Annotated in this window: 17 protein-coding genes and 1 riboswitch; of the genes, 5 read left to right on the top strand and 12 right to left on the bottom strand. The window is 74.3% G+C overall.

Annotation, left to right across the window (positions count from 1 at the left end):
* The coding region (locus ACIRYZ_RS04745) for a helix-turn-helix domain-containing protein (RefSeq protein WP_402939561.1) at positions 1-927 on the top strand (927 nt) is incomplete at its 5' end.
* A gap of 7 nt (positions 928-934) precedes the next feature.
* Here ACIRYZ_RS04745 and ACIRYZ_RS04750 read toward each other — a convergent pair.
* The 8 genes from ACIRYZ_RS04750 to ACIRYZ_RS04785 form a co-directional block, all read right to left on the bottom strand.
* Positions 935-1,573: a hypothetical protein gene (locus ACIRYZ_RS04750; RefSeq protein ID WP_402939564.1), complete on the bottom strand. Its 639-nt coding sequence runs from the start codon at positions 1,571-1,573 to the stop codon at positions 935-937.
* Between the two features lie 58 nt (positions 1,574-1,631).
* Complete coding sequence (locus ACIRYZ_RS04755) at positions 1,632-2,618, bottom strand: RICIN domain-containing protein (RefSeq protein WP_402939567.1); 987 nt, start codon at positions 2,616-2,618, stop codon at positions 1,632-1,634.
* A 64-nt stretch (positions 2,619-2,682) separates the two neighbouring features.
* On the bottom strand, positions 2,683-3,522 hold the full coding sequence (locus ACIRYZ_RS04760) for an ECF transporter S component (RefSeq protein WP_402939570.1): 840 nt from the start codon (positions 3,520-3,522) through the stop codon (positions 2,683-2,685).
* Positions 3,519-5,120 (bottom strand): ABC transporter ATP-binding protein, encoded by a 1,602-nt coding sequence (locus ACIRYZ_RS04765; protein ID WP_402939572.1) that lies wholly within the window; start codon positions 5,118-5,120, stop codon positions 3,519-3,521. The genes ACIRYZ_RS04760 and ACIRYZ_RS04765 overlap by 4 nt, the downstream gene beginning before the upstream one ends.
* The gene (locus tag ACIRYZ_RS04770; RefSeq protein WP_402939575.1) at positions 5,117-6,223 is read right to left on the bottom strand and encodes an energy-coupling factor transporter transmembrane protein EcfT; all 1,107 of its coding nucleotides are present in this window, start codon (positions 6,221-6,223) and stop codon (positions 5,117-5,119) included. Before ACIRYZ_RS04770 ends, ACIRYZ_RS04765 begins: the two co-directional genes overlap by 4 nt.
* A 158-nt stretch (positions 6,224-6,381) precedes the next feature.
* Positions 6,382-7,107, bottom strand: a complete 726-nt coding sequence (locus ACIRYZ_RS04775) for an SCO2322 family protein (RefSeq protein ID WP_402939578.1) — start codon at positions 7,105-7,107, stop codon at positions 6,382-6,384.
* Positions 7,107-8,399 (bottom strand): prenyltransferase/squalene oxidase repeat-containing protein, encoded by a 1,293-nt coding sequence (locus ACIRYZ_RS04780; protein ID WP_402939581.1) that lies wholly within the window; start codon positions 8,397-8,399, stop codon positions 7,107-7,109. Before ACIRYZ_RS04780 ends, ACIRYZ_RS04775 begins: the two co-directional genes overlap by 1 nt.
* Before the next feature lie 110 nt (positions 8,400-8,509).
* Positions 8,510-8,594, bottom strand: a riboswitch (cobalamin riboswitch).
* Between the two features lie 102 nt (positions 8,595-8,696).
* Positions 8,697-9,296: a TetR family transcriptional regulator gene (locus ACIRYZ_RS04785; protein WP_402939584.1), complete on the bottom strand. Its 600-nt coding sequence runs from the start codon at positions 9,294-9,296 to the stop codon at positions 8,697-8,699.
* Positions 9,297-9,584: 288 nt separating this feature from the next.
* Between ACIRYZ_RS04785 and ACIRYZ_RS04790 the strand changes: the two genes are divergently transcribed.
* The 3 genes from ACIRYZ_RS04790 to ACIRYZ_RS04800 all read left to right on the top strand — a co-directional run bounded on the left by ACIRYZ_RS04790 (position 9,585) and on the right by ACIRYZ_RS04800 (position 12,860).
* The gene (locus tag ACIRYZ_RS04790; protein ID WP_402939587.1) at positions 9,585-10,895 is read left to right on the top strand and encodes a glycosyltransferase family 4 protein; all 1,311 of its coding nucleotides are present in this window, start codon (positions 9,585-9,587) and stop codon (positions 10,893-10,895) included.
* A 157-nt stretch (positions 10,896-11,052) separates the two neighbouring features.
* Positions 11,053-11,802 carry a class I SAM-dependent methyltransferase gene (locus ACIRYZ_RS04795; RefSeq protein ID WP_402939589.1) on the top strand — a complete coding sequence of 250 codons (750 nt, stop codon included), beginning with the start codon at positions 11,053-11,055 and terminating at the stop codon, positions 11,800-11,802.
* Positions 11,799-12,860, top strand: coding sequence for a prenyltransferase (locus ACIRYZ_RS04800; protein ID WP_402939595.1), 1,062 nt, complete (start codon positions 11,799-11,801; stop codon positions 12,858-12,860). The genes ACIRYZ_RS04795 and ACIRYZ_RS04800 overlap by 4 nt, the downstream gene beginning before the upstream one ends.
* Before the next feature lie 106 nt (positions 12,861-12,966).
* On the opposite strand, the gene ACIRYZ_RS04805 is transcribed toward ACIRYZ_RS04800, so the two are convergent.
* The 4 genes from ACIRYZ_RS04805 to ACIRYZ_RS04820 form a co-directional block, all read right to left on the bottom strand.
* On the bottom strand, positions 12,967-13,893 hold the full coding sequence (locus ACIRYZ_RS04805) for a hypothetical protein (protein ID WP_402939598.1): 927 nt from the start codon (positions 13,891-13,893) through the stop codon (positions 12,967-12,969).
* 209 nt (positions 13,894-14,102) lie between these two features.
* The gene (locus ACIRYZ_RS04810) at positions 14,103-15,080 is read right to left on the bottom strand and encodes an N-acetylmuramoyl-L-alanine amidase (RefSeq protein ID WP_402939601.1); all 978 of its coding nucleotides are present in this window, start codon (positions 15,078-15,080) and stop codon (positions 14,103-14,105) included.
* A gap of 7 nt (positions 15,081-15,087) precedes the next feature.
* Positions 15,088-16,287, bottom strand: a complete 1,200-nt coding sequence (locus ACIRYZ_RS04815) for a hypothetical protein (RefSeq protein ID WP_402939604.1) — start codon at positions 16,285-16,287, stop codon at positions 15,088-15,090.
* Between the two features lie 177 nt (positions 16,288-16,464).
* Positions 16,465-17,118: a class I SAM-dependent methyltransferase gene (locus tag ACIRYZ_RS04820; protein ID WP_387631802.1), complete on the bottom strand. Its 654-nt coding sequence runs from the start codon at positions 17,116-17,118 to the stop codon at positions 16,465-16,467.
* A gap of 333 nt (positions 17,119-17,451) precedes the next feature.
* On the opposite strand from ACIRYZ_RS04820, the gene ACIRYZ_RS04825 reads away from it, so the two are divergent.
* On the top strand, positions 17,452-18,534 hold the full coding sequence (locus ACIRYZ_RS04825; RefSeq protein WP_402939607.1) for a Zn-dependent alcohol dehydrogenase: 1,083 nt from the start codon (positions 17,452-17,454) through the stop codon (positions 18,532-18,534).
* The last annotated feature ends 3 nt before the right edge of the window (positions 18,535-18,537 follow it).

An 18,537-nucleotide genomic window follows, 5' to 3' on the forward strand; every position in this document is an offset into this window, starting at 1 on the left:
GCTTACTCATGTTGCTCCTGGTTCCCACCTGTGACTGCTTCCTCTGGGCTCATACGCCCCAGTGTCCAGGTGTCCAACCAGAGGGTGGAACTTCACACCAGGAGTAAAGGCTCCCGAATGCAGATTCATCGTATCCCGCAGCATGCTCCCGGGTACACGATCCTGGACAACGGCCACGTCGTCCGTAAGCACTCGCTGAGTTGGGTGGCCCGAGGGCTGCTCGGCTACCTGCTGAGCCTGCCGGATGGGGCGCGGGAGGACGTCCGGACGCTCGCTGCGAAGAGTGTGGAGGGGCGGGCGACCGTCGCGCGGGCGCTGCGGGAGCTTGAGGTGGCTGGGCACTACGTTCGGCGCACGCTCCGGGATCCGGTGACGGGGCAGGTTCGGACGGTGGTGTCCGTTCACGAGGTTCCGGTGGTGGGAAAGGCGGTTCACACCGTGCCGCCGCCGCTTCCCGTGTCTCCGGCCGCCGGGGCGCCTGGAGCTGGTTCAGCAGGCGCCGGGAAAGCGGGAAGCCCTTCCAAGGAAGTGGCGGTGAAGGAAGTGGAAGGACCTTCCGTCCGTCCCTCCGAGAAGATGACGGCTGGGATGTCGCTGCTGCTCGAACTCGGGCGCCGGGAACCGCGCATGGCGTTGGCGGGGAAGCCGCTGAGCGATCAGGCCGCCCGAGTTGAGGGTTTGCTCGCGGGTGGGTGGAGCGGGGAGGCGCTGGCGGGGATTCTGGCCGCGCCCTTGCCGGAGAAGGTCACGCACAGCGTGGGGGCGATCCTTGCGGGGCGGTTGGCGAAGGTGCCGCTTGTTCCGGCTCAACGGTGGCAAGGCGATGGGCCACGCCGGCATGAGTGTCCCGGACGTGACGGGATGTGCGGGAGGCCCGTCGCGTTTGCCGGGCAGGTGTGTGGCGCCTGCCCGGCGGGTCAGACCTGAGCGGCGGTCACCAGAAGAAGTTGGGCAGTTCGGTGGCGGGCGGCAGCGGCGCGTCCACCGGGAGGGGGCGGATCTGGATGAAGGCGTGCTCGAACTGGGAGTACGAGAAGCCGTCCAGCCCCGGGGCCACCACCAGGACATTGCCGCCCCGACGCCAGATGCGGTACCGCCATTGGTAGTTGAGTTCCGGGCGTCGGTCGTGCGTGATGTCGTGGTCGGGCGGTCCGAGAATTGCTGTGAACTGGTCGACGACGGCGTCCAGCTGGGCGTCGAAGGTGCCCACGGGCGGGTCGACGATGCTCTGCCAGCCGGGGAGGGTGCCCCAGAAGTCCTCGGTGATCGCCCCGTCCGGGTGGGTGAAGTACTCGTACGCGAAGGGCATGGCGAAGCAGTCGTCGCCGTACACGAAGTGGCCTGCGGGGGTGTTGGCCTTCTGGTCGAGTTCGCCCAGGTAGTCGCCGGTCGAGCGCCAGCCGGCGTCGATCATCGCCTGCCGACTGGCGTCGAAGTCCTCCCAGTCGAGTTCCGCCATCCCCGCGATCTGGGCGGCCAGTTCGGGGCCGACGGGGCAGGTTGCGACGATCCAGGGATCGTCCTCGTACGGGTCCTCGTCGTCTTCGTCGATGTCGAGGGGCTCTTCGGACACTGGGGTGAACTCCCGTTCTGGCTGGCGGTTCGAACGTTCACCCTAGTGCCGGGCCTGCTCAGAGGGTGTCGCGGACCTTGATGTAGCCGCGTTCCACCACGAACTTCTGGTTGGAGTTGGTGGCGCCGCAGGTGTACAGGAAGACGTTGTCGCCGTTGTCACGGTCGGAGCCGACGTCGATGCACATCTCGTCGGCGGTGCCGACGGTCCGTTGCAGGACGAACGAGCCCTCGTGCAGCAGCCAGGTCTGGTTGGCGCGGGCGGCCTGGGAGTACTCGCAGGCCCAGATCCGTACGTTGTCGCCGTTCTCACCGGTGTAGTCGGCGTCGAGGCACATCTCCTGGGCGGTGCCGACGGTGTCGGCGACCTTCACGCGCCCGCCGTCCAGGACGAAGCGCTGGTTGGTGTGGTCGAGGCACTGCCAGATCCGGACGTCGTCGGCGTTGTGGCGGGTGTTGCCGACGTCCAGGCACATGGCGCTGGAGGTCTGGGGCGGGGTGGCGACGTTGAGGGTGCCGTTGTCGATCGTGTAGACCGTGCCGCTGTCGGGACGCATGTAGCGGAAGCTGCCGTTGCCGCGCGGGAGGGTGGTGTTGTCCGGCGCGTACGGGTCGACGGTGACCTGTGGGGAGAAGCGGAAGTAGCCGTTGGACGGCCAGCCGCTGTTGCCGCCGTTGCGGCCGTAGCCGTCGCAGGTGAGGGTGCGGTTTCCGTTGCTGAGGGTGCAGTTGCGCAGGCCGACGTTGTTGCCGGTCCAGGACGCGCCGTCGCCGCTGTACTCGGTGGGGACGGTGGTCTGGGCGGGGAAGGTGGTGTCGCCGGGGGCGGTGAAGACCGCCGTCATGCCGGAGGGCGGGAGCAGACCGGCGCCGCCGGTGTTCTGGTACGTCCACGGCACCGGGCCGGTCTGGCCGGGGCCGATGGTGACGCTGGTGGGGACGTCGCGGCCGATGAAGGTGACGGCCTCGGCGGGGGAGGCGAGGGCGGCGGCGAGGGTGAGGGCCGTCGCGGCGACGGTGGTGGTGCGGGCGAGGGTTCGGGTCACGGTCGCGATGATCGTGGACGAACGGGAGGGGCGAGGGAGTGCGGCGCGCAAGCGCGACGGCGGTTCACCCGGCTGGCGGCGGCCGGAAGTCGACCGGCGCGTCGAAGGCCGCACGCCGCGTGGTGCGGCGCAGCGCGCGCAGGACGGGCGTGCCGAGGGTGAGGCACAGGACGACCGTGAGGGCCGCGCGTGGCAGGTCCCAACCCAGCGACGTGGTCAGGCAGTAGGCGGCGAAGCGGACCAGGTTGGCGGGCAGCGGGTCGCCGGGGACGAAGGAGATGGACCCGGCCAGCCCTCCGATGTACGGCCAGCCCTGGAGGTTCATGATCGTGCCGTACAACACGGACGACAGCGCGCCGTAAACAGCCAGCACCAGCAGTTCGCGGCGGCCGCGCAGTGTGGCAGCGCCCGGCAGCAGCCCCGCGCCGAGGCAGACCCAGCCCATCGCGAGCATCTGGAACGGCAGCCACGGCCCCACCCCGCCCGTGAGCAGCGCCGAGGCGAACATCGACAGCGAGCCCAGCACGAAGCCGAAGCCCGGTCCCAGCACCCGCCCCGACAGCACCATCAGGAAGAACATCGGCTCCAGCCCCGCCGTCCCCGCGCCGAGCGGCCGGAGCGCGGCGCCGGCCGCCGCCAACACCCCCAGCAGCGCAACCGACTTGGCGTCCAGCCCCGGTGCCCCACCACCCGCCGACCGCCCCTCGGAGATCTGGGCGATCACGACGGCGAGCAACAACGGCAGCAGCAAGGCGAACAGCCAAGGGGCGTCGGCGGAGTGGCCGACCAGGGCCGACTTGGTGGAGGCGAGCAGCGGCCAGCCGAAGGCCGTCACGCCGACGAAGGACACCAGCAGCAGCGCCGTGACCGACCGGCGCCCGAGCGGAACAGGACGGCTGCTCATGCGCTCAGTGCCTCCGCGACCTGCTGGACGGTGAGCCACGGCCCGGGTGCCAGCACCTTGGCCACCTGCGGCGCGAAGGCCGGCGAGGAGACCACCACCTCCGCCGTCGGGCCGTCCGCGACGATCTCGCCCTCGGCCAGGATCACGGTCCGGTGCGCCAGTTCGGCGGCCAGCTCGACGTCGTGCGTGGCCAGCAGCACGGCGTGGCCCTCCGCTGCCAGGTCGCGCAGGATCTCCACCAGCCGGGCCTTGGCCGCGTAGTCCAGGCCGCGGGTCGGCTCGTCCAGGAGCAGCAGCGGGGGCCGGGCGGTGAGCACCACGGCGAGGGCGAGGGTGAGGCGTTGGCCTTCGGAGAGGTCGCGGGGGTGGGTGGTGTCGGCGATGCCGGGCAGCAGGCGTTCGACCAGGGCGCGACACGAACCCGTGGCCGCGCCCGCGTCCGCGTCCGCGGCGGCGCACTCGGCGGTGACGCTCTCGCCGTACAGGAGGTCGCGCGGGTCCTGGGGGACCAGGCCGACCTGGCGGATCAGTTCGGCGGGGCGGGTGCGGTGCGGGGTGCGGCCGCCGACGGTGACGCTGCCGGAGGCGGGGGTGTGCAGGCCGACCAGGCTGCCGAGCAGGGTGGACTTGCCGGCGCCGTTGCGGCCCATCAGGGCGGTGATCTCGCCGGGGTGCAGCGCGAGGTCCACTCCGCGCAGGGCCTGCACCGGGCCGCGTCGGACGGCGAGGCGCTCGGAGACGGCGACCGGCGCACCGTCCGGAACGGCGCCCGCGGCGGGCACCCGGCCGTCCAGCTCGGTGCGCAACGCAGCCGCCTTGCGGCGCGCGTCGCGCACGGACAGCGGCAGCGGCCGCCAGCCCGCGAGCCGGCCGAGGCCGACCACCGGCGGGTGCACCGGCGAGTGCGCCATCACCTCGGCCGGTTCGCCCAGCACCGGGGGCGCGCCCGGGGTCAGCAGCAGCACCTGGTCGGCGTACTGGACGACCCGCTCCAGCCGGTGTTCGGCCATCAGCACGGTGGTGCCGAGGTCGTGCACCAGCCGCTGGAGGACGGCGAGCACCTCCTCGGCCGCGCCCGGGTCGAGGGCCGAGGTGGGCTCGTCCAGGACCAGCACGCGCGGGTGGACGGTGAGCACCGAGCCGATCGCGACGCGCTGCTGCTGGCCGCCGGAGAGCGAGCCCAGCGCCCGGTCGCGCAGGTCGGCGAGGCCGAGCAGGTCGAGGGTCTCCTCGACCCGGCGCCGCATGACGTCGCTCGGCAGACCCAAGGACTCCATGCCGTAGGCGAGTTCGTCCTCCACGGTGTCGGTGACGAACTGCGCCGACGGGTCCTGGCCGACGGTGCCGACCAGGTCGGCGAGGTCGCGCGGGCGGTGCTCGCGGGTCTCCCGGCCGCCGACGGTGACCCGGCCGTGCAGCACGCCGCCGGTGAAGTGCGGCACCAGGCCGCTGACCGTCCCCAGCAGGGTGGACTTGCCGGAGCCCGACGGGCCGACCAGCAGGCAGAGTTCGCCCTCGGGGACGGTGAGGTCGACGTCGTTCAGAACGGGCGCCGCGGAGTCCGCGTACCGTACGGAGACCTGCTCGAAGGTGATCACGAAGCCCTCCGGGGCGGAGTCGGGGCGGCGAACGCCGGTACCAGGCCGAGGAGTACGGCCAGGACGGCGGCCAGCGGCAGCGCGGGGACGGTCGGCGGGACGACGGTGGGGGCGAAGGCGGCCGGGTCCTGGGTGGCCAGGTAGGTGGTGAGGGCCGCCACGGTGGCGCCGGATCCCGCCGTCAGCCACTCGGGAACGGCCCAAGGATCGGGCCGGTAGCGGGTTCTGACGGATCGCCGGTTGCCGAGCAGCAGCCCGGCGAAGGCGGCGGCCAGGCCGAGCAGGAGGACGGGCAGCGCCCAGCCGGTGCCCCCGGCGGTGAGCAGCCCGTACGCGGCCAGGCAGACCCCGAGCAGTCCGGCCAGGGTGAGCGCGGCGGTGGCCCGGGCGAGCGGGCGCGGGACGTCGGCGGTGCGGCCGAAGCCTCGGGTGTCCATCGCCGCCGCGAGGGCGATGGACCGCTCCAACGCGCCCTCCAGGACGGGGAGTCCGACGCTCAGCACGGCCGCGATGCCCTTGTCGGTGCGGCCGCGCAGGCGCCGGGCGGCGCGCAGCCGGCGGACGTCGGCGACCAGGTTGGGTGCGAAGGTCATCGCCACCACCACGGCCACGCCCGCCTCGTAGAGCGCGCCGGGCAGGGCGCGCAGGAGACGGGCCGGACTGGCGAGGGAGTTGGCGGCGCCGACGCAGACCAGCAGGGTGGCCAGCCGCAGCCCGTCGTACAGCGCGGCGATCAGGCCCTCGACGGTGACCCGCCCGCCGATCCGCACACCCTGCGCCCAGGCGGGGAGCGGGACTTCGGGCAGGGTGAGCAGCACGTGGGTGCCGGGGATCGGCGAGCCGAGCAGGACGGCGAAGACCAGGCGGATGCCCAGCACCAGCAGGCCGAGCCGCAGGAACGCCCCGTACGAGCGCGACCAGGGCGCATCGCCGCGCCGCGCCGCGACCACGTAACCGGCGGTCGCCGCGAGCAGCAGCAGGATCGCCGGGTTGGTGGTGCGGGTCGCCGCCGCGCCCAGCCCGAGCGCCCACAACCACCAGGCCCCGGGGTGCAGTTGGCGGGGGCCGGTGGGCGGTCGGGTGCGGCGGGCGGTGCTGCTCACGGATTCTGTCCTGGGAGACGGGGGCAGGAGGCGGGGCCAGGCGGCGGGTCGGAGGACGGGGTCAGGAGGCGGGGCCAGGCGGCGGGTCGGAGGACGGGGTCAGGAGCCGAGGTCGGGAGCCGAGGCCGGGAGCCCAGGCCAGGGGCCGGGCGAGGTGGTCAGGGGTTGCGGCGGCGGCGCGCCTGCCAGACGGCGCCCCCGGCGAGGACGGCGACCAGCGCGCCGCCCGCGACCAGGCCGATGTCCGGGCCGCTGCCGTCACTGCTGCCGCCGCCGCTCTGCGGGGCGGCCTTGGCGGTGTTGTCCGGCGGCGCGGCGGCCGCGCCCAACTGCTCGGCGCACCCCGCCTTCGGATAGCCGGCGATGGCGCACAGCAGCCCGTTGCTGTCGTACCGCAGCGGCGGCGCGACGGCGGCCAGCACCTCGGCCGAGCTGGCGCGCGGCGCGACGCTGGCGCACGTCGTCCGCTGCTCGGGCGGCTGCGCGGCGGAGGCCCCGGCGTCCTCGGCGGTCCCGAAGTCCAGCACGACGGCCACCCGCTTGCGGCCGTCCTGGGCGGGGGTGTTCGCGCAGATCGCGTCGAAGCGCGCCTGCGCGCGGGGCTTCGCGGCGTCCTGCCCGCCGTCGGGGCTGACGGCGAACCGCCAGCCGTCGACGGCGCCGTCCGGCGGCACGGCGATCGCGGGCCCCTGCTGCTGGTACGTCCACGCCCCGCCGTCGGCCCCGCGCCAGAACGACCAGTACCGGTATCCGGAGGCGGCGTGCGCGGGCGCGGCGCCGGCGGTCAGCAGCAGCGTTCCGAGCAGCAGCGTTCCGAGCAGCGCGAGAAGGACGGCCGACGGCCGCCGCCCGCCGACCGGGAGGCCGTGAACCACCGGGCGCATCAGAGGTTGGGGTTGCGCTTGCGCTGGAGGCTGAGCAGCAGGCCGCCGCCGATGCCGACGAGCAGGCCGACGATGATCAGCCAGAACTGGCCGAAGCCGTCGCTCTTCTTCTTCGCCGGAGTGGCCTCCGTGGTGGCGGCGGCCTTGGGGGCCGGGCCGAGGGCGGTGAGCTGGCCGGTGAGGTCGGCGGTGTCGCGGTGGGTGGCCTGGGCGACCATGAGGAGGGTGGCGGTGGCGGCGGCGTCGGTGCCGTTCTTGGTCCAGGTGGCGCCCTGTCCCTCAAGCCAGTCGACGGCCTCGGAGGCCTGCTCGGGGTGGCCGCTCTGGGTGAGGGCGAGCGCGGCCCAGGCGGTCGCGGTGTAGTCGGGCTTGGGCTCGGCGCCCGGCATGGTGAGGGTGAGGTGCTGGGCGCCCGCCGACAGCTGGGCGGTGAGGTAGGCGCCGACGGCCTCGCCGGCCTCGGCGTGCGGGACGGCGGTGGGCGCGGAGCCGTCGGCGCAGGCGAGGGGCTTGGGCGTCGAGTCGGCGCGCACCGAGGCGGTGACCGGCAGGTGCCCGCCGGCGGCGGCGAGCGCGGCCTGGGCGGTGGCCAGGGTGTTGGGGGCGAGGGTGCCGGCGGCCGGGTCCGGCTGGAAGGCGAAGGCGCCGCGCTGGTCGGCGGGGGCGGTGCAGCCGAGCTGGAAGTGGGCGAGGCCGTCGAAGGCGTTCTTCCCGGCCGCGCCCCCGCTGCCCGCCTTGGCGACGCTCGCCGGGTCGGTCCTGGCCGCGAACAGCGCGTTGACGGCGAGGCCGGTGGAGTTGGCGTCGCCCGGGCTGCCGGGGTTGTAGGGCCAGCTGCCGTCGGCGTTCTGGTTGGCCTTGAGCCACTGCACGCCCTTGTCGACGGCCGGCTGGTGCCCGCCGAGGGCCACCAGCGCCTGGATGGCGACGGCGGTGGCGTTGCTGTCCTCGGTCTTGGCGTCGCAGGCCGCGCCGGCCGCCCGGTAGGAGGGCCAGCCGCCGTCCTCGCACTGCTGCCCGGTGAGCCACGCGACGGCGGAGTCGGCCGGGGTGACCTTGGCGGCCGACAGCGCGGTCAGCGCCAGTGACTGCCGCCAGACGCCGTCGTACGTCGGGTCGCTCTTGCCGTAGAGGCCGTCCGGGACGGCCGGAGCCGCCGGAGCGGCCGGGGCCGCCGGGGTGGTCGGGCCGTCGGAGGGCGAGGGGCTGTCGGCGAGGGCCGGTCCGGCGGCGACGCCGGCGAGCAGCGCGGCGGACAGGGCGGCGGCGCCCAGTCGGGCGGCGTTCAGCATGGTGCGGGTGTGCCTTTCGGTGAGCGGTGGTGGCCCGGGCGGGGGCCGTTCCGTAGTCCTCGACGGGTGCCGGGCGCGGGCGCGCCCGGTCTGGCCGCTCGCCCCTCCCCGGGTGCTCCGACTCGTCCGGGCCGCGCGGTGCGGCGGCCGGGCTCACGGTTGCGGGGTCAGCGCCGGATTCACACCGGCTTCCCCCGGGGGAGGAGCGGGATGGAGTTGTGGTGCCCGTCGACTCTAGCCGCCGGGCCGGGCCGGACCGGCCCCCGGCAGCAGGAACAGGTTCCAGTCCGCGCGGGCTCAGGCCAGCGTCAGCAGCCGGGCCGCCGTGTGCAGGTCGGCCCGCACCTCGGCGATCGAGGCGCGCCCGGAGAGCCAGGCGACCAGGGCCGCGTGCCAGGTGTGCTCGATCACCCGGACGGCCGCCCGCTGACCCTCGCTGGGCGGCGCGGACTGGCCGATCGCGTCCAGGATGAGCTGACCGGTGGCCGCGCTGATCCGGTCCACCTCGGCCCCGACCGAGCGGTCGGCGAAGCACATCGAGCGGACCATCGCCTCGGCCAGCAGCGGTTCGCGCTGCAGCGCGTGGAAGGCCCGGGTGAGCGCGTCGGCGACCCGCAGGGCCGGCTCCTGGTCGGTCGGCGGGTGTCGCCGGATGTGCTCCTGGAGGTCCTGCAGCTGCTCCAGCATGACCGCGACCAGCAGGTGAACCTTGGACGGGAAGTACCGGTACAGCGTCCCGAGGGCGACCTGCGCGCTCTCCGCGACCTCCCTCATCTGCACCGCCTCGTACCCGCCGCGGGCGGCCAGCGCGGTGGCGGCGCGCAGGATCCGGCGGCGCCGCTCGGCCTGGCGCGCGGTCAGCGGCGGCTCGCCCGAGGACGCGGGGGTGGGGCTCACGGACGTGGTCGGCGACGGCAAGTGTGCTCCCGGGGGCGCGTGGGTGGCGGCGTGCTCCAGAACGGGTCGACACGAAGTCGACTCGAAGTCGACCCGCGGCCGGTCGGTCGGGCCGGCGTGGCGGGAATCACCAGCCCTGGCTCCTGAGCGAAAGCTACGGGCCGGTATCTTCGAGGTCTCTCATTGTTCACACGGTCGATGAAGAGTTCCACAGCCACTGAAACCTGATCTACTTTAGCGACCGGCAGCACCAGTAGCACCGATAGCAGCCAGAGATGAGGGCCGAGGATGACCGCGCAGCCGCTGCGGATTGCCCTGCTGTCATACCGCGGGGACCCGTTCTGCGGCGGTCAGGGCGTGTACGTACGGCACCTCTCCCGTGAGCTGGCCAGACTCGGCCACCACGTGGACGTGATCGGCGCCCAGCCCTACCCCGTACTGGACGAGGTCGACGGGCCCGGTTCGGTGCGCCTGGTCGAGCTGCCCAGCCTGGACCTCTACCGCGCCGACGACCCCTTCCGCACGCCCGCCCGCGGCGAGTTCCGCGGGCCGGTGGACATGCTGGAGTTCGCCACCATGCGCACCGGCGGCTTCCCCGAGCCGCTCACCTTCTCGCTGCGCGCCCGCCAGTACCTGGCCCGGCACAAGGGCCGCTACGACGTGGTGCACGACAACCAGACCCTCGGCTACGGCCTGCTGGGCCTGGCCCGGCACGGCTTCCCGCTGGTCACCACGATCCACCACCCGATCACCGTGGACCGGCAGTTGGAGCTGGACGCGGCCACCACCCGGCTGAAGCGGCTGTCGCTGCGCCGCTGGTACGCCTTCACCCGGATGCAGCGCCGGGTCGCCGCCCGGCTGGACCACGTGATCACCGTCTCCGGCTCCTCGCAGCGCGAGATCGCCGAGCACCTGGGCGCCGCCCCCGGCGCGATCTCGGTGGTCCCGATCGGCGCCGACACCCGGCTCTGGTCGCCCTCGGCGGAGGTCGAGCGGGTCCCCGGCCGGATCGTCACCACCTCCAGCGCGGACGTGCCGCTCAAGGGCCTGGTCTTCCTGGTCGAGGCGCTGGCCAAGGTCCGCACCGAGCGCGACGCGCACCTGGTGGTGGTCGGCAAGCCGCAGAAGGACGACGGACCGGTGGCCGAGGCGGTGCGCCGCTTCGGGCTGGGGGAGCACATCGAGTTCCGCACCGGCCTGAGCGACGAGGAGCTCGTCGACCTGTACCGCTCGGCCGAGGTGGCCTGCGTCCCGTCGCTGTACGAGGGCTTCTCGCTGCCCGCCGCCGAGGCGATGGCCACCGGCACCCCGCTGGTCGCCACCACCGGCGGGGCGATCCCCGAGGTGGCCGGGCCGGACGGCGTGACCTGCCTGGCCGTGCCGCCGGGGGAGGCGGACGTGCTGGCCGCCGCGCTCGGCCGGCTGCTGGACGACCCGCGGCTGCGCGCCGAACTCGGCGCGGCCGGGCGGGAGCGGGTACTGGCCCGGTTCACCTGGGCGCGGGCCGCCGAGCTGACCGCCGAGGCGTACCGTGCGGCGATCGCCACCGGTGTCGGCGCCCGGGCCCGCTCCGGGCCCGGCTGGCGGTACGTGCCCTGAGTGACGTGCTCTTGAGCGACGCGCCCCGAGCGGCGCGCTCTTGACCGACGCGCCCCGAGCGGCGCGCTCTTGACCGACGCGCCCCGGGACACCGGGCGAGTGGTGGCCTGACGAAGCGTCAAGAACGCTTGTTAGCAATAGGAATGGGAGCCCTGCAGTGCTGACCGTCGATTTCTCGCGCTTCCCGCTCGCCCCCGGCGACCGGGTGCTCGACCTGGGCTGCGGCGGGGGCCGGCACGCGTTCGAGTGCTACCGCCGCGGCGCCAACGTGATCGCCCTCGACCAGAACGCCGAGGAGATCGCCGAGGTCAAGAAGTGGTTCGCCGCGATGGAGCTGGCCGGTGAGGCCCCCGAGGGCGCCTCGGCCGTCGCGATGGAGGGCAACGCGCTGGCGCTGCCGTTCGAGGACGAGTACTTCGACAAGATCATCATCTCCGAGGTGATGGAGCACATACCCGACGACAAGGGCGTGCTCAACGAGATGTTCCGGGTCCTCAAGCCGGGCGGCCTGCTCGCCGTCACCGTGCCGCGCTGGCTGCCGGAGAAGATCTGCTGGGCGCTGTCCGACGAGTACCACGAGGTCGAGGGCGGCCACATCCGGATCTACCGGGGCGACGAGCTGCTCGGCAAGCTCAAGGACGCCGGCCTGGAGCCGTACGGCACCCACCACGCGCACGCGCTCCACTCGCCGTACTGGTGGATCAAGTGCGCGGTCGGCGTGGACAACGACAAGGCGCTGCCGGTCAAGGCGTACCACCAGCTGCTGGTCTGGGACATCGTCGGAACCCCGGTGATCAGCACCCTCACCAAGGCCGCCGAGAAGGCGCTCAACCCGGTCATCGGCAAGAGCTTCGTGGCGTACGCCTCCAAGCCCAACCGCGTCGAGTCCGGCCGGGCGGGCGCATGACCGCCGCCGTCCCCGAGGTGCTGCTGCTCGACGGGGTGCTGGACGCCGAGCAGGCGGCCGGCACCGTCCGCAGCATCCTGGCCGAGCAGCGCCCCGACGGCGCCATACCGTGGTTCGCCGGCCACCACCTCGACCCCTGGGACCACACCGAGGCCGCGATGGCCCTCGACACCGCCGGCGAGCACGCCGCCGCCGAGGCCGCCTACCGCTGGCTGGCCGCCCAGCAGAACCCGGACGGCTCCTGGTACGCCGCGTACACCGACGGCGTGGTCACCGACCGCGCCAAGGAGAGCAACTTCTGCGCGTACATCGCGGTCGGGGTCTGGCATCACCACCTCAGCACCGGCGACGACGCCTTCCTGGAGTGGATCTGGCCGGTGGTCCGGCGGGCCCTGGACTTCATCGTCGGCCTGCGGCTGCCCGGCGGCCCGATCGCCTGGCGGGTCGACGAGGACGGCGCCGCCACCGACGAGGCGCTGCTCACCGGCTCGTCCAGCATCCTGCACGCGCTGCGTTGCGGCCTGGCCGTCGCCGACTACCTGGAGGAGCCCCAGCCCGACTGGGAGCTCGCGGCCGGGCGGCTGCGGCACGCCATCACTCACCACCCCGAGCGGTTCCTCGACAAGGGCCGCTACTCGATGGACTGGTACTACCCGGTGCTCGGCACCGGCCTGCGCGGCGACGCGGCGGTGGCCCGGATCGAGCGGGACTGGGACCGCTTCGTCGTCCCGGGCCTCGGCGTGCGCTGCGTCAGCGACCGCCCGTGGGTGACCGGCGGCGAGAGCGCCGAACTGGCCCTCGCGCTCTGGGCGATCGGGGAGTCCGACCGTGCGGTGGACATCCTGCGGTGGATCCAGAAGCACCTGCGGCACGAGGACGGCTCGTACTGGACCGGGTACGTCTTCGAGGACGACGCGATCTGGCCCGAGGAGCGCACCACCTGGACGGCCGGGGCGCTGCTGCTCGCGGTCGCCGCGCTCGGCGGGGACCCGGCGACGGTCACGGTGTTCGGCGGGGACCAGCTGCCGGCCGGGCTGGTGGTCCAGGACTGCTGCTGAGGGCGCGGACCGTGGTCGTCGACCGAGTCCGTCAGCTGAGGACGTGAACGCGGAAGGGGCGGGACCGGTGGATCCGGTCCCGCCCCTTCCGCGTACGTGGCGGGCGTCAGCCGCGCTGAAGGTTCGAGGTGTCGGTCAGCAGGCCCTGGGTGCCGTCCGGCAGCTGCGCGACCAGCGCGGCGCCGCGCTGCTCGACGGCCAGGTACCAGGTGCCCGGAACGACCTCGCCGACCGGGGCACCGGCCGGGTTGTCCTTCGGGGCCAGCTGGCGCGGGGCCGGGACGGCGAACCAGTACGGCTGGAAGTCCGCCGCCGGGGCGGCCGGCTGCTGGGCGGCCGGGGTCGGCTGCGGGGCCGGGACGGCGGCGTCCTGCGGCTGACCGGCCACCGGCTGACCGGGCTGACCCGGCAGCGGCTGACCGGCGTCCGGGTAGCCGTAACCGCCGGCCGGCTGGCCGCCGAAGGCCGGGTCGTGGCCCTGGGCCGGGTAGCCGTACTGGCCGGGCTGACCGGGCGCACCCGGGTGACCGGGCTGGCCCGGCATCGGGTAGCCGCCCTGGTACGGGACGGCCGGACGGTCGGTGACCAGTGGGGCCTTCAGCGCGGGCACCAGCGGGCTCGCGGCGGCCGCACCGGCCAGCACGATCAGCGAGATGAGGCCGAGCCAGGCGCCGAAGCCGTGGCTGATGCCGGCGCCGTCGTAGCCTCCGCCCAGCGCCCAGATCGAGGTCCACAGCGCGCAGACGGCGAACGCGATGCCCCACTGGTCCAGCCGCAGACCGAGCACCTGGCGGTTGGTGGCGGCGGGGCCCTGGAAGCGCTGCACCAGGATCAGCACTGCGGCGACGATGCCCAGCAGGTAGATCGACGGCAGGATGGGGAACAGCTGGGTGCTCCACGCGTTCTGCGAGGCGTTTCCGCAGAACCGGCCGCTGCAGTCCACGGTCCAGTAGGGCAGGAAGGAGGCGATGAAGAGCAGGACGGCTCCGCCTGCGACGGCGGCGTCTCCCCTGGTGAGAGCGCGCAGATTCACTAACGTTCCCCTCGTTGACGTTTCGTGGACGGTGATTCGTGCGGTCGGGCTGACCGGCCGAAACTCCCGAACGGACCAGAAGCCTAGGGCCAACCGTCCTGCCGGTGCACGGCGGGACCGGGAATGGGTCGAAGTCGTTGCAAACCGTGCGGGTCCGGCGGAGCGTCGTCCACCAGACCTGCCCGCCCCAACTCCCTTGCCGGGCCCGCTCAGTGCGCGGTCAGGAATGCGGCCAGCGCGTCGGCGATCCCCTGGGCCGCCTGCTGGCGCCACTGAGGGTCCGTCATCCGCCGGGCGTCCGCGGAGTTGCGCATGTTACCGCACTCGATGAACACCTTGGGGACCGCGGAGAGGTTGAGGCCGCCCAGGTCGGAGCGGGTGTCCAGGCCCTGGTCGGCGATGTAGTCGGCGTACGGCTCGCCGGTCGCGGCGTGGAAGTGGTCGCGCAGCAGCAGACCGAGCCGGTGCGAGGGCTCGACGATCGCGGAGTTGTCCGCCTTACCGGCGACCACCTTGGCGGGCATGATCACGTGGAAGCCGCTGCCGCTCGCCGGGCCGCCGTCGCCGTGCACCGAGACCGCGACGTCGGCGTGCGCGTCGGCACCCGCCCTCGCCCGCTCGTCGACGCACGGGCCCCAGGCGCGGTCGCCGTCCTGCACCAGCACCACCTTGGCGCCCCGGGCGGTCAGCAGGGCGCGGGCCCGGCGGGAGACGTCCAGGGTGTAGTCGGCCTCGGTGTAGCCGGAGTTGGTCTCGGTGCCGGTGGTGTCGCACTCCTTGTGGGCGTTGCCGATGTCCACCTGGCGGTTGATCTCGGTGGGGTGGGAGAAGTTGCCGGGGTTGTGGCCGGGGTCCAGCACGATGGTGCGGCCGGTCAGGTCGGCGGTGCCTTCGGGGGGTGCGGTGGGGCTCGCGGACGGTGTGCCGGAGGGCGCGGGTGTTTCCGTGGGAGTCGCCGTCCCGGTGGGCGTGCCGCTGGTCGGCGGGGCCTCGGGGGTGGCGGGGGCCGTGGTGGCGGACCGGACGGCGCCGGGCGGCGCGGCCGTGGCACCCGCCGGGGCGGAGTCGTCCAGGGCCCGCCAGCCCAACCAGCCCGCCGCGCAGAGCGGGACGACCGCGGCCACCACCGTGGTGGCGCGCAGCAGGGCGGAACGGCGGCGGGGCGGTGGGGAGGTGGGGCCGGTCACGGGTGGGTCAGATCCTGTCCTGGGTCCGTGCGGTGAGGCCGTAGCCGCCCGCGATCGGGTTCCACTTGGTCATGAAGTCCGTCTTCGCCTGGGTGGCCTGCGGGTTGAGCTCGTCCGCGTGCGTCTTGTCCGCGGTGGTCGGGGCCTTGCCGGAGCAGCCCTGCTTGGCGACGGCGCGCGCCCAGCTCGCGTACGCCCGGTCGATGTCGGCGGACAGCTGCCAGGCGGACTTCAGCGAGTTCACCGCGTCCGCGCCGCCCGGCACGTCCGTCATGCTCAGCTTGGCGAGCTTGGTCAGCAGCCCGTCGCGCTGCTTGGCGCCGTTGTCGAAGGTCTGGGCCGCGCTCTCGATGTCGGCCTTGGACGGGCAGCTGCTCACCTTGGCGACGGCGCTGCCGATCGGGGCCTTGGCGTTCTCGCCCTCGCTGAGCAGGCCGTCCAGCGCCTGCGCCTGGGACTGGGCGTTGGGGCCGGGGCCGGTCGCGGTCGGGGACGGGGTCCCGTCGGCCGGGGTGCTCGGGGCGGTGCCCGGCGCGGCGTCCGTCCCGGTCGGCGCCGGGGCGGGCTGCGGGTTGCCGGAGCCGGTCGCGGGGGCGGCCGTCGGGGCGGGCGCGGCCTGGCCGCTCCTGTCGTCGCCGCCCTGGGTCGCGTACAGCAGGCCGCCGCCGACCGCCAGCACCAGGAGCAGCGCGAAGCCGATCAGCAGCGGGGCCTTGCCCTTGCCCGGGCGCTCCCGCTCCTGCTCGTCGTCGACCGGGTAGTGGGTCGGGTAGTCCGGCTGGGCCCCGTACGGGGACTGCGGCGGCGCGGCCGCCGGGGGCGGCGGCGGGTAGACGTAGCCGGGGCCGGGGGTCGTCGGCGCTCCCTGCGGGCCCCGGTCCTGCGGGGTCGCGTGGGAGGGGAACGGCGTGGCGGCGGGCGGGGGCGGGCCGAAGCCGGGCGCGGTGGCCAGGTACGGGCGGGCGCCCAGCGGCGGGCCCTGGTCACCGACGGCGCCCGCGGTGGGGGGCGGGGCGACCGGGCCGGGCGCCGGGGGTTGTGCGCCGGGGGCGGGCGGGGCCGGCTGGGCGCTCTGGGTGGGCGGGGCCGACTGGGCGGCGGGTGCGGGCTCGGCGTCCTGCCGCTGCGGATTGCGGACCCAGCCGCCCGCGCCGCCGCGCGCGGTCGGGTCCCAGACCGCCGGAGCGGTGTTCTGCTGGTCCGTCATGTGCCGCTGGCCCCCACGGTCCGCCGATGCTCTGCCTGGTCCTGTTGCCTCGTGTGCTGCCTGGTGCTGCCCGGTGCAGCCGCCTGGTGCTGCGCGGACACCGTACCGTTCGAACCCCCGGCCGACAGCCCCGGCACGACGTTAGAGCATCCGTACCGGGCCGCGGGCGCGATCAGCTCAGGCGGCGGCGCGGCGCAGGACGCGCAGCGAGCCGGTCACCGAGACCTCCTCGAAGCCCTCGGCCAGCGCCCGCAGGTACACCCGGTACGGGGCCTGGCCGCCGTCCGCAGGGTCCGGGAACACGTCGTGCACGACCAGCAGGCCCTCCGGCGCCAGGTGCGGCACCCAGCCCTCGTAGTCGCCGGTGGCGTGCTCGTCGGTGTGTCCGCCGTCGATGAACACCAGGCCCAGTGGCCGGCCCCACAGCGCGGCGATCCGCGGCGAGCGGCCGACCAGCGCGACCACGTGGTCCTCCAGCCCGGCGGCGTGCAGGGTGCGGCGGAACCGGGGCAGGGTGTCCATCAGCCCGACCTCCGGATCCACCAGGGTCGTGTCGTGGTACTCCCAGCCGGGTTGCTGCTCCTCCGAGCCGCGGTGGTGGTCCACGGTCAGCGCGACGGTTCCGGCCTCGCGGGCCGCCGCGGCCAGCAGGATCGCCGAGCGGCCGCAGTAGGTGCCGATCTCCAGCACCGGCAGCCCGGTGAGCCGGGCCGCGGCCACCGCCGCCGCGTACAGCGCGAGGCCCTCGTCCACCGGCATGAACCCGGTGGCCGCTTCGAACGCCGCCAGCACCTCGGGCGCCGGGCGGGCGCTCTCCAGCAGGTCGGACATGCGGTGCTCCTCGGGTTCGGTACGGCTTCGGTACGGCGGACGGACGTGCTCGGACCCTACTCGACGGTAGTGGCGGGCGAGAGCGGGGGCCGGGCGGCGGTCGGTCGGGCCTCGGCGCGCTCGACCAGGGCGATCCGCGGGTGGGTCGGCGGGTGGGAGGCGTCCGTGTGCCCACTGCCTGTTCTGGAACGCGTTCTAGTCCAGCCCGGCCGCCCGTGCCAGAATCGGGCCGATCGTCGTTCGGGGCGAGTCGTTCGGAACGAGTCGTTCGGAACGAGTCGTCAGATCGAGTTGGTCAGACCGAGGCACACGAGGCACACCGGGAGCAGCCCCATGCGCGCAGCCGTCCTGCACAAGACCGGCCAGGACACCCTCGACGTCCGCGAGGACGTCACGACGGTCGGCTTCGGACCGGGCACCGTGCGGGTCCGGATGCGCGCCGCCAGCCTGTGCCACTCCGACCTCTCCGCGATGAGCGGTGTTCTGCCGCAGCCCGCGCCGTTCGTCCCCGGGCACGAGGGCGCCGGGGACGTCGTCGAGGTCGGCGAGGGTGTCACCGGCGTCGCGCCCGGGGACCGCGTGGTGCTCTGCTGGATGGCCCCCTGCGGCCGCTGCGCCCACTGCGAGCAGGGCCGCGGCCACCTGTGCGTCGCCAGCCTGCGGCGGCTCGGCGCCCCCGGCTTCCGGCTGGCGCAGGACGGTACGGAGGCCTCCGGCTTCTACGGCACCGGGGCCTTCGCCGAGGAGGTCGTGGTCGCCGCCGACGCCGTGATCAAGGTGCCGGCCGACCTGCCGTACGAGGCCGCCGCGCTGATCGGCTGCGGGGTGACCACGGGCATCGGCGCCGCGGTCAACACCGCGAAGGTCGAGCCCGGCGCCTCCGTCGCCGTGATCGGCGCGGGCGGCGTCGGAGTGGCCACCGTCCAGGGCGCCCGGGTCTGCGGCGCCGCCCGGATCACCGTCGTCGACCCGGTCGTCTCGCGCCGCGAACGCGCGCTCGCCTTCGGTGCCACCGAGGCGATCGCGCCGGAGGAGCTGAAGGCCGTCGCCAAGGGCCTGCCGGGCGGCGGCTTCGACTACGTCTTCGAGGCGGTCGGCCGCTCCGCCACCGTCCGGGCCGGCTACGACGCGGCCCGGCGCGGCGGCGCCCTGGTCGTCATCGGGGCGGGCGCGCAGGACGACCGCGCGCAGTTCACCATGGGCGAGCTGTTCTTCAACGAGAAGCGACTGCTGCCCTCGCTGTACGGCGGGGCGCCGGTCGCCCGCACCATCGGGCTGATCGTGGACCTCTGGCGGGCCGGGCGGATCGACCTCGACGGGATGATCACGCACCGGGTCGGGCTGGCGGACGTGAACGAGGCGATCGCGCAGATGCGCAGCGGCGAGGCGCTGCGGACGGTGGTCTCGCTGGGGTGACGG

The sequence above is a fragment of the Kitasatospora sp. NPDC101155 genome (assembly GCF_044768305.1).
Taxonomy (GTDB): Bacteria; Actinomycetota; Actinomycetes; order Streptomycetales; family Streptomycetaceae; genus Kitasatospora.

Bases quoted from the DNA above. Each gene is read 5' to 3' on its own strand.
- ACIRYZ_RS04825 (WP_402939607.1), top strand. From the start codon at position 17,452: ATGCGCGCAGCCGTCCTGCACAAGACCGGCCAGGACACCCTCGACGTC.
- ACIRYZ_RS04820 (WP_387631802.1), bottom strand. From the start codon at position 17,118: ATGTCCGACCTGCTGGAGAGCGCCCGCCCGGCGCCCGAGGTGCTGGCG.
- ACIRYZ_RS04780 (WP_402939581.1), bottom strand. From the start codon at position 8,399: ATGCTGAACGCCGCCCGACTGGGCGCCGCCGCCCTGTCCGCCGCGCTG.
- ACIRYZ_RS04760 (WP_402939570.1), bottom strand. From the start codon at position 3,522: ATGAGCAGCCGTCCTGTTCCGCTCGGGCGCCGGTCGGTCACGGCGCTG.
- ACIRYZ_RS04790 (WP_402939587.1), top strand. From the start codon at position 9,585: ATGACCGCGCAGCCGCTGCGGATTGCCCTGCTGTCATACCGCGGGGAC.
- ACIRYZ_RS04800 (WP_402939595.1), top strand. From the start codon at position 11,799: ATGACCGCCGCCGTCCCCGAGGTGCTGCTGCTCGACGGGGTGCTGGAC.
- ACIRYZ_RS04775 (WP_402939578.1), bottom strand. From the start codon at position 7,107: ATGCGCCCGGTGGTTCACGGCCTCCCGGTCGGCGGGCGGCGGCCGTCG.
- ACIRYZ_RS04815 (WP_402939604.1), bottom strand. From the start codon at position 16,287: ATGACGGACCAGCAGAACACCGCTCCGGCGGTCTGGGACCCGACCGCG.